Below are 9,089 nucleotides of genomic sequence, written 5' to 3'. Positions count from 1 at the left end.
CCGTGCCGATCGACCAGCCCCGCCCGGGCCGGGAACAGCAGGACGCTGACGGTGGAGAACACCGCCATCACGCCCCGGCACCGCACGGGCGGCGGCCGCCGCAGCCCCGCCCCATCCCGCCTGACAGGACGGCCCCGTGGCCTCTCCCTCCGCCCTGGCCGAGGCGCCCGCACCGGTCCGCCGGTCCGGGAGCCGCCGCAACACCGAGCTGGTGCTCGTGGTCGCGGCGGTGCTGATCGCCGTCCTCGGCTACATCGAGGTCGGTACCGCGATCGACGGCCGCCCGCCCCCGGACGCCGCCGAGTACGGTGCCGCGCTGGGCGTGCTCGCGCTGCTCGCCCACCTCGCCGTCCGCCGCCGGGCCCGCTGGGCCGACCCGCTGCTGCTGCCGATCGCCGTCCTGCTCAACGGCATCGGTCTGGTCGTCATCTACCGCCTGGACCGGGCCACCCCGCACGGCGGCGCGGCCCCCACCCAGCTGCTCTGGTCCACCATCGGCGTCGGCCTGTTCCTCGCCGTCGTCCTGCTGCTCAAGGACCACCGCAGGCTCCAGCGCTACGCCTACATCTGCGCCCTGGCCGCCCTCGTCCTGCTGGTCGTGCCGATCCTCTTCCCGCCGGTGTACGGCTCGCGGATCTGGATCACCATCGGCGGGTTCTCCATCCAGCCCGGCGAGTTCGCCAAGGTCCTGCTGGCGGTGTTCTTCGCCGCCTACCTCGCGGTGCACCGGGACGCGCTCGCCCTGACCGGCCGCCGGATCTGGCGGTTCCAGCTGCCGCGCGGGCGGGTGCTCGGACCGGTGCTGCTGATCTGGGCGGCGTTCGTCGGCGTCCTCGTGCTGGAGACCGACCTCGGCACCTCGCTGCTCTTCTTCGGGCTGTTCGTGGTCATGCTCTACGTGGCCACCGCACGCAGCGGCTGGATCGCCATCGGGCTGTTCCTCGCCGCGCTCGGGGCGGCCGGCGTCGGCTGGCTGTCGCCGCACGTCCACAGCCGGGTCACCGACTGGCTGGACCCGCTCGGCTCGATCGCCCGCGGCCAGGGCCCCAACCAGATCGCGCAGTCGCTCTTCGCCTTCGCCTGGGGCGGACTGCTCGGCACCGGCCTCGGCCTCGGCCACTCGATCCTGATCGGGTTCGCCGCCAAGTCCGACTTCATCCTGGCCACCATCGGCGAGGAGCTCGGCCTGGTCGGCCTGGTCGCCGTGCTGCTGCTCTACGCGCTGCTGATCTCCCGCGGCTTCGCCACCGGGATCGCGCTGCGCGACCCGTTCGGCCGACTGCTCGCGATCGGGCTCGCCGCGATCGTCGGCCTCCAGGTGTTCGTGGTCGCCGGCGGCGTGCTCGCGCTCATCCCGCTGACCGGGATGACCCTGCCCTTCATCGCCCAGGGCGGCTCCTCGGTGGTCACCAACTGGATCATCGTGGCGCTGCTGGTGCGGATGAGCGACACCGCCCGCCGGCCCCGCCCGGAGGACGGCGGATGAACCGGCACCCCGGGGGCGACGCCCCGCAGTCCCGCCCCGGCATCTCCACCACCGGCCGCCGGGCCGGCACCTTCTGCCTGCTGCTCATCGTCGCGCTCGCCGCCCAGGCCACCAAGGTGCAGGTCTTCGACGCCGACCGGCTCGACCACAACGCGGCCAACCAGCGGCTCACCGTGGAGCGCTACAGCCGGCCGCGCGGCAACATCCTGGTCGCCGGCGAACCGGTCACCGGCTCCACCGCCACCGGCGGCCGCTACGACTACAAGCGCACCTACACCGACGGCCCCGGCTACGCCGCCGTCACCGGGTACTCCTCGCAGATCTACGGCAACAGCCAGCTGGAGGGCGTCTACGACGACCTGCTCACCGGCACCGACAGCCGGCTCTCCGGCTGGGCCGTGTGGGACGCGCTCTCCCGCCGGCAGAACCCCGGCGGCGACGTGTACACCACGCTCGACAAGGACGCCCAGGCCGCCGCCGTCCGCGGCCTCGGCAGCCAGAAGGGCGCGGTCGCCGCCATCGAGCCCGCTACCGGCCGGATCCTCGCGCTGGCCAGCACCCCCTCGTACGACCCCGGCTCGTTCGCCGGCTCCTCGGCCGCCGACCGGGCCGCCTGGGACCACCTGAAGGCCGACGCCGACCAGCCGATGCTGAACCGCGCGCTGCGCCAGATCTACCCGCCCGGCTCCACCTTCAAGGTGGTCACCGCGGCCGCCGCGCTGTCCAGCCGCGTCGTCACCGACCCGAACGCACCGGTCGGCGCACCCGCCCCGTACGTGCTGCCCGGCACCAGGACCACCCTGGTCAACGACACCGCCGCCTGCGACCGGCCCGACGTGACCCTCGACGAGGCCATGGTCGCCTCCTGCAACAGCGTCATGGGCTACCTGGGCGTCAGGACCGGGCTGCAGAACCTCACCGCGATGGCCGAGAGCTTCGGCTTCAACGACGCCCGCCTCGACACCCCGGTGCGCGCCGCCCGCTCCAACTTCGACACCGCGATGAACCCCTCGCAGGTCGCGCTCTCCGCCATCGGCCAGTTCGACACCGCCGCCACCCCGCTGGTGATGGCCATGGTCGCCGCCGGCGTCGCCGACAACGGCACGGTGATGCGTCCACAGCTTGTGGACAAGCTCACCCGGAGCGACGGCACCGCCGTCCAGCTGATGCACCCGCAGGTCTACAGGCGCGCCATGAACGCCGCGGTCGCCGCGCAGGTCCAGCAGCTCATGGTCGACGTCGTGGAGAACGGCACCGGCGGCCGGGCCGCGATCGACGGCGCCACCGTCGGCGGCAAGACCGGCACCGCCCAGCACGGCGTCGACAACAGCGGCACCCCGTACGCCTGGTTCATCTCCTGGGCCCGCCCCGCGGGCTCGCACGCCGTCCCGCCGGTCGCCGTCGCCGTGGTCATCGCGGACAGCAGCGCCACCGACGTCACCGGCGGGAGCCTGGCCGCACCCATCGCCCGGTCCGTCATGCAGGCCGTGCTCGACCGTGGCTGAGCCGCCCGACCGGGCCCGCCGGCCCGCGCCGTGCCGGAGCCGGACGCGCCGCGCGGTCACCGGGACAGCGCGACCCCCAGCCCATACGCTCTCTGCCATGGTGAGTCCTCGGACGCCGGACCTCCCGAAACCGGAGCGCTTCGCCCTGCCCGGCGCCACCCGCGGCGGCACTGCCGACGGGCTCCCCGGACGGCGGGCCGGCGGCCGGTCGGCCGCCCGGCTGGCCGCGCACCGCGGGATGCAGGCGCTCGGCTGCGCCGTCGCCGCCGCCTGGGCGGCCGCCTTCCCGCTCTTCTCCGACCTGCCCTACCAGGCCCTGTGGGGCCGCCTCGCCGCCCCCGCGTACGCGCTGGCCGGACTGCTGTGCGCCGTCCTGCCGCGCCGTGCGGCGCCCCGCGCGGCCGCGGCGGTGGCGCTGACCGGGGCGGTGCTGCTGCCGCTGGTGCTGCTCGCCGTGCACAGCCGGTACCAGTCCGAGGTGATGGTGGTCGAGCGCTCCGCGCACCTGCTGCTGACCACCGGAGCCCCCTACCTGCCGTACCCCGCGGTGCCGGCCGACTACGACCCCTACCTGCCCGCGATGGTGCTCTTCGGCCTGCCAAGGGCCGTGCTCGGCACCGGCAGCGCCGCGGCCAGGCTGCTCGGCGACGCCCGGATCTGGTTCGCGCTGGCCTTCCTCGGCTGCATGCTCGGCACCTGGCGGCTGCTGCGGCCCGGACGGGAGCGGGCACCGCTGCTGCCGCTCGCCGTGCTCACCGCCTCGCCGCTGATCGCGCTGGCCCTGTCGGTCGGCGGCGTGGACCTGCCGCTGATCGGGGTCTGCTGCCTGGCGATGGCGCTCACCGCCAGGGAGCGCACCCTCGCCGCCGGCCTGGTGCTCGCCCTCGCCTGCAGCCTCAAGTGGACGGCATGGCCCGCGCTGCCGGTCGCCGTCCTGCTGGCCTGGCGGCTGTACGGGCGGCGGACCGCCGCCCGGATCGGGGGCACCGCCCTGGCGGCGGCCGGCGCCGTGGTGCTGCCCTTCGTGCTCACCGCGGGGCGGCAGATGCGCGAACAGGTGGTCCGCTTCCCGCTGGGCCTCGCCGCCGTCCGGACCCCGGCCGGCAGCCCGCTGCCCGGCAAGGTGCTGGCCGACCTCGGCCCGACGGGCCACACGCTCTCGCTGGCCCTGCTCTGCCTGGGCGGGCTGGTGGTCGCGGTGTGGCTGGCCGCGTACCCGCCGGCCTCCGCGGTGGCCGCCTGCGACCTGCTCGCGGCCGGGCTGACGGTGGCGTTCGTGCTGGCCCCGGCCGGGCGCTTCGGCTACCTGGCACTGCCGACCGTGCTCGCGCTGTGGCCGCGACTGGCCGCCGGAAGCCTCGGGCGGCGGCCGCCCCGGGCCACCGCCCGCCCCGTGCCCGGCCTCGTCCAGGTGTGACCCCGGGTGTCCGCCCCGCCACGGATGGGCGACGATGATCCCGGACGGGCGGCAGCAGGGGAGTGGTGCACGATGGCGGGCTGGCGGCGACGTATCGCGGGGCGGCGGAGGTTCCTCGGCCTGGCCGCGCTGGGCGCGGCGGGGCTGGCGGCCTGCGACTCCGGCGCCCCCTCCGGGCAGCGGCCGGTGCCCGCCGGATCGCCGCAGGCCTCCACCGCGGCCCGTCCGGCCCCGTCCGTCACCCAGGTCGAGAACGCGCGCCCCGGCAACGCCGACTGGGCGGTCACCAGGGCCGGCGCCCCGGACGCCATCGAGGGCTTCGCCGACCGGGTCAGCGTGCTGCCCGGCGAGAGCTTCGGCCTGTACGTCTCCACCACCGCGCCGGCGTTCCGGATCCGCGCCTACCGGATGGGCTGGTACGGCGGTGCCCGCGCCCGCCTCGTCTGGCAGTCCGGCGCGCTGCCCGGCACCCGGCAGAACGGCGCGAGCGTCGAGGCGGCCACCCGGATGGTGCGCACCGGCTGGCGGCGCACCACCACCGTCGCCACCGCCGGCTGGCCGGAGGGCTGCTACCTGCTCCGGCTCGACGCCGAGGACGGCTCCGGCCAGCGGTTCGTCCCGGTGACCGTCCGTTCGGCGGCCACCGCCGGACGCACCGTCGTGGTGAACGCCGTGACGACCTGGCAGGCCTACAACGACTGGGCCGGCTACAACCTCTACAACGGCCCCAGCGGCGGCCTGCCGACCCGCTCGCTCCAGGTCACCTTCGACCGCCCGTACAAGTACGACGACGGCGCCGGGCTGTTCCTGGTCTACGAGGCACCGCTGATCGCGCTGGCCGAGCGGCTCGGCCTGCCGCTGGCGTACACCACCACCGTCGACCTCGCCCGGGACGCCGCGCTGCTGCACGGCGCGACCGCGGTGCTCTCGCTCGGCCACGACGAGTACTGGTCGCCCGAGCAGCGCAGCCACGTCGCGGCCGCCCGCGACGCCGGCACCAACCTGGCCGTGCTGGGCGCCAACTGCTGCTTCCGCCGGGTCCGCTACGAGCCGTCCGAGCTCGGCCCGGACCGGGTGGTGGTCTGCTACAAGGGCGCCTGGAAGCAGGACCCGGGCTACCGCGAGGGCAAGCCGCCCACCACCGACTTCCGCGACTCGCCCGGTGCCGACCCGGAGAGCTCACTGCTCGGAGTGATCTACGACGGCTACCCGGTGGACGCCCCGTACGTGGTCACCTCGCCGGGCCACTGGCTGTTCGCCGGCACCGGGGTGAAGGCCGGCGACTCCTTCCCGCACCTGGTCGGCGTCGAGTACGACCGGGTGAACACCGGCTTCCCCACCCCGCGGCCGATCGAGATCGTCGCGCACTCGCCGGTGGTCTGCGAGAGCCGCCACAGCTACGCCGACACCGCGTACTACACGGTGCCGAGCGGGGCCGGGGTGTTCGCCAGCGGCACCATGCGCTGGGTGGAGGCCCTCGACGCCAACGGGATCGGCGGCACCCGCGCCGACCACGGCATGGACGCGCACGCCGGCGACCTGGTCCGCCGGGTCACCGAGAACCTGCTCACCGCCTTCGCCGCCGGGCCGGCCGGGCACGCGCACCCGGCCGCCGACAACGTCGCCGCCGTCTACGGCCGGGGCTGAGCGAAGGTCAGTTGCCGATCCGCAGGAGCTTGGCCGCGGCGGGCCCGGCGGTGGAGGCGCCGTGGTCGCCGTTCTCCACCTCGGCGGCCACCGCGAGGTCGCCCCGGTAGCTGGTGAACCAGGCGTGCGTGCCCTGGCCGTCGACCTCGGCGGTGCCGGTCTTGGCGCCGACGCCGCTGATCCCGCGCATCGGCGCCGCGGCGGTGCCGTCGGTGGCGGTCAGCACCATCATCGAGCGCAGGGCCGTCAGCACCGACGGGGACAGCTTCCGCTGGGCGGTGGCCAGACCGTCCGTCGCGCCGGCCACCAGGACCGGCTGGTGGAAGGTGCCGTTCTGGACGGTCGCGGCGACCGACGCCATGGCGAGCGAGTTGGTGCGGATCGCGCCCTGGCCGATGAACTCCGGCAGCTCGGCGTTGATGTTGGAGACCGTCGGGATGTCGGTGTCGAAGTTGGTCGACCCGGTGTGCCACTCCAGGCCGAGCCCGAACACCTCCTTGGCGATCCGCGGCAGCGAGTCCGGCTGGAGCTTGTCGTGCCCGGTGTTGATGAAGGCGGTGTTGCAGGACTCGGCGAAGTCCTGCTTGAAGACCCAGTCGGGGTGCGCCTCGGTGAAGTCGTTCACGACCTTCTGGCCGCCCGCGGTGGTGCTCGCCGGGCAGGCGATCGGGGTGTTCGGGGTGACGCCGGCCTCCAGCAGGGCCGCCGCGGTGACCACCTTCATGGTGGAGCCCGGGGCGGTGGTGCCGGTGAAGGCGCGGTTCCCGCCGACCGGGCTGTTCGCCACGGCCAGGATGTTGCCGGTGGACGGCTCGACGGCGACCACCGAGGCGGCCCGCTTGCCGCCGTTGGACTGCTCCTTCACCGCGTCCTCCGCGGCCTGCTGGAGCGCCGCGTCGATGGTCAGCTTCACCGCCGGGCCGGGCTTCGCCTCGGTGATGGTGAACAGCCGCTTCGGGGTGCCGGACTGGTCGGCGTTGGCCAGCACCACGGCCCGGCCGGCGTCGGCCGGGTCGGTGTCGGCGCTCGGCTTGAAGCCCGACACGATCGGGACCAGCGACGGGAAGGAGGCGAGCGGCTTGCCGTGGCGGTCGGTGATCCCGGACGGGGGCGCCGAGAACGGCCGGACGGCGAGCGTCTTCGCCGTGGTCAGCTCCGGGTGGATCACCGACGGCGCCCACTGCACCACGGCCTTGCCGTTGCTCATCTTCACCACGCCGAGCGAGCCGGTGTACGTCCAGGGCGCGCCGCCGGCGAACTCCAGCTTCGCCGTGAAGGTCAGCGGCACCGGCCGGCCGGGCGAGGACGGGGCCGCGGCGGGAGCGGTCGCGGGGGCACTGGCACCCCCGGCGGACGGCGTCAGGGTGATGGCGCTCGGTTTGACCTTCTCCCGGAAGGCGGCCAGCTGTGCGTTGGCCTCGAACGGCTGGTCGGTCAGGGCGCCGGCCGCCTCCAGGTCGCCCTTGGCCCAGGCGTCCAGGAAGGCCTTCTCGGCGTCCGCCGCCTGCTGCGCGGTCGGCGGCTGGTCGATGACCTTCGGCGGGTCCGAGTGCTTGGCGGTCGAACCCCCCGTCAGCGCCGACGCGAGGTTGTACGCGCCGTAACCGCCGACCGCCACCATGCCGGCGACCACGGTCGCGATGCCTATCCGGATGCCCTTGTGCATGTGTTCCCCCGAGTGAAGCGGACCTTGTGCCTCCACCGTTAGCACAGGAAGTCTGTGCACTCACGACACATCCGCCAGTTGTGACACACCCGCGACACGGCCCCTCCCCACCCCGTCGAGGTGTGACTCTGCGTCAGATCGCCTCCGCGGGAATCGGATCGGACCGCCACCGGAGGCCCGGAGGGGCCGTTCGGGCGACCTTCCGGGCCCCGCGCCGGTGGACCGTTCGGGTGGGAACTGTGGCGTGTCGGGAACGCCGCCACCGCGGCCCGGACCGCGCTGGCGACCCTGTCGGGAGCAGGGGCGCACCGCCCCGGCGTCATACGAGAGGATCGGTGTATTCGTAGTGCTCAGGTCAACGACGGCGGCCCTGGCCGCGACCCTGGTGGCGAGTATCGGACTGGTGGCCATGACCCCGGCCGTCCCCGCCTCTGCCGCCACCCGCCAGCGCACCCTGTGCATCGAGCCCCCGCGCGAGGGCTTCGGCGGCGCGGTGAAGGACGGGAGCGAGGACGACCCCACGCTGGAGCAGTCGGCCCGCCAGGAGCGCAACCTCACCGACGCCCTCAAGGAGCGCGAGGGGCTCTACACGCCGTTGGAGGTGCCCGGGCGCCCGAACGAGCTGCACGCGGACGTGGCGAACGGGAGCGTGACCATCCCCGTCCACGTCCACGTCCTCTTCGACCCCGAGCGGCCGGAGACGCGGCTGACCGAGGCTCAGATCGCCTCCCAGCTGACCGAGCTGAACCGCGCCTTCAGCGGGGACGCGCAGAGCTCCGACACCCCGTTCCGGTTCAACCTGGCCGACACCGACTACACCGCCAACGACTTCCAGCTCGTCGTCGACACCCCGCGGTTCGACACCGTGAAGAAGACGCTCAACAAGGGCGGCCTCAACGAGCTCAACCTGTACGTCGCCAACCCGAGCACCCCGACCGGCCTCGAACTCCTCGGCCAGGCGTCCTTCCCCGGCGGCGTGGCCGAGAAGGACTTCGCCCTGATCGGGTGGGACACCATCCCGGGCGCCCGCGGCGGCCAGATGGAGGGCAAGACCGCCGACCACGAGGTCGGCCACTGGCTCAACCTGCTGCACACCTTCGAGAACGGCTGCGGCTTCCCCGGCGACTACGTCTCCGACACCCCGCCCGAGGCCTACGCGGCCTCCGGCTGCCCGGACATCGCCGTCCCCGGCCCGTACAACCCGTTCCACAACTACATGGACTACACGGACGACCCCTGCATGTTCCAGTTCACCCCGGAGCAGATCCAGCGGATGGCCGACTCCTGGGTGGCCTTCCGGATGCCCGTCCCGGCGGGCCGCTCGGTGCAGCCGCCCGGCGAGACCATCACCGTCCGCTGACCCGTCCC

Annotated in this window: 6 protein-coding genes; 5 read left to right on the top strand and 1 reads right to left on the bottom strand. The window is 74.2% G+C overall.

The window, feature by feature from the left end:
* Positions 1-136: 136 nt before the first annotated feature.
* The 4 genes from ACFV0G_RS27845 to ACFV0G_RS27830 all read left to right on the top strand — a co-directional run bounded on the left by ACFV0G_RS27845 (position 137) and on the right by ACFV0G_RS27830 (position 6,055).
* Positions 137-1,486, top strand: coding sequence for an FtsW/RodA/SpoVE family cell cycle protein (locus tag ACFV0G_RS27845; protein WP_380553687.1), 1,350 nt, complete (start codon positions 137-139; stop codon positions 1,484-1,486).
* Positions 1,483-2,991 (top strand): penicillin-binding transpeptidase domain-containing protein, encoded by a 1,509-nt coding sequence (locus tag ACFV0G_RS27840; protein ID WP_380553684.1) that lies wholly within the window; start codon positions 1,483-1,485, stop codon positions 2,989-2,991. The genes ACFV0G_RS27845 and ACFV0G_RS27840 overlap by 4 nt, the downstream gene beginning before the upstream one ends.
* A 97-nt stretch (positions 2,992-3,088) precedes the next feature.
* Positions 3,089-4,408 carry a glycosyltransferase 87 family protein gene (locus tag ACFV0G_RS27835; RefSeq protein ID WP_380553681.1) on the top strand — a complete coding sequence of 440 codons (1,320 nt, stop codon included), beginning with the start codon at positions 3,089-3,091 and terminating at the stop codon, positions 4,406-4,408.
* Between the two features lie 72 nt (positions 4,409-4,480).
* Positions 4,481-6,055 carry a N,N-dimethylformamidase beta subunit family domain-containing protein gene (locus tag ACFV0G_RS27830; RefSeq protein ID WP_380553678.1) on the top strand — a complete coding sequence of 525 codons (1,575 nt, stop codon included), beginning with the start codon at positions 4,481-4,483 and terminating at the stop codon, positions 6,053-6,055.
* A gap of 7 nt (positions 6,056-6,062) precedes the next feature.
* Here the strand turns inward: ACFV0G_RS27830 and ACFV0G_RS27825 are convergent, their stop codons facing one another.
* On the bottom strand, positions 6,063-7,721 hold the full coding sequence (locus ACFV0G_RS27825; protein WP_380553675.1) for a penicillin-binding transpeptidase domain-containing protein: 1,659 nt from the start codon (positions 7,719-7,721) through the stop codon (positions 6,063-6,065).
* Between the two features lie 346 nt (positions 7,722-8,067).
* Between ACFV0G_RS27825 and ACFV0G_RS27820 the strand changes: the two genes are divergently transcribed.
* The gene (locus ACFV0G_RS27820; RefSeq protein WP_380553672.1) at positions 8,068-9,081 is read left to right on the top strand and encodes a zinc metalloprotease; all 1,014 of its coding nucleotides are present in this window, start codon (positions 8,068-8,070) and stop codon (positions 9,079-9,081) included.
* Positions 9,082-9,089 lie beyond the last annotated feature (8 nt).

The organism is Kitasatospora sp. NPDC059571 (assembly GCF_042735675.1).
Lineage (GTDB): Bacteria > Actinomycetota > Actinomycetes > Streptomycetales > Streptomycetaceae > Kitasatospora.
The sequence above is the reverse complement of the archived record's forward strand: the minus strand, read 5'-3'. Positions and strand labels throughout refer to the sequence as shown.

What these genes read in the sequence shown, in the direction of transcription:
- ACFV0G_RS27840 (WP_380553684.1), top strand. Translation starts at nt 1,483, where the DNA reads ATGAACCGGCACCCCGGGGGCGACGCCCCGCAGTCCCGCCCCGGCATC.
- ACFV0G_RS27835 (WP_380553681.1), top strand. Translation starts at nt 3,089, where the DNA reads ATGGTGAGTCCTCGGACGCCGGACCTCCCGAAACCGGAGCGCTTCGCC.
- ACFV0G_RS27830 (WP_380553678.1), top strand. Translation starts at nt 4,481, where the DNA reads ATGGCGGGCTGGCGGCGACGTATCGCGGGGCGGCGGAGGTTCCTCGGC.
- ACFV0G_RS27825 (WP_380553675.1), bottom strand. Translation starts at nt 7,721, where the DNA reads ATGCACAAGGGCATCCGGATAGGCATCGCGACCGTGGTCGCCGGCATG.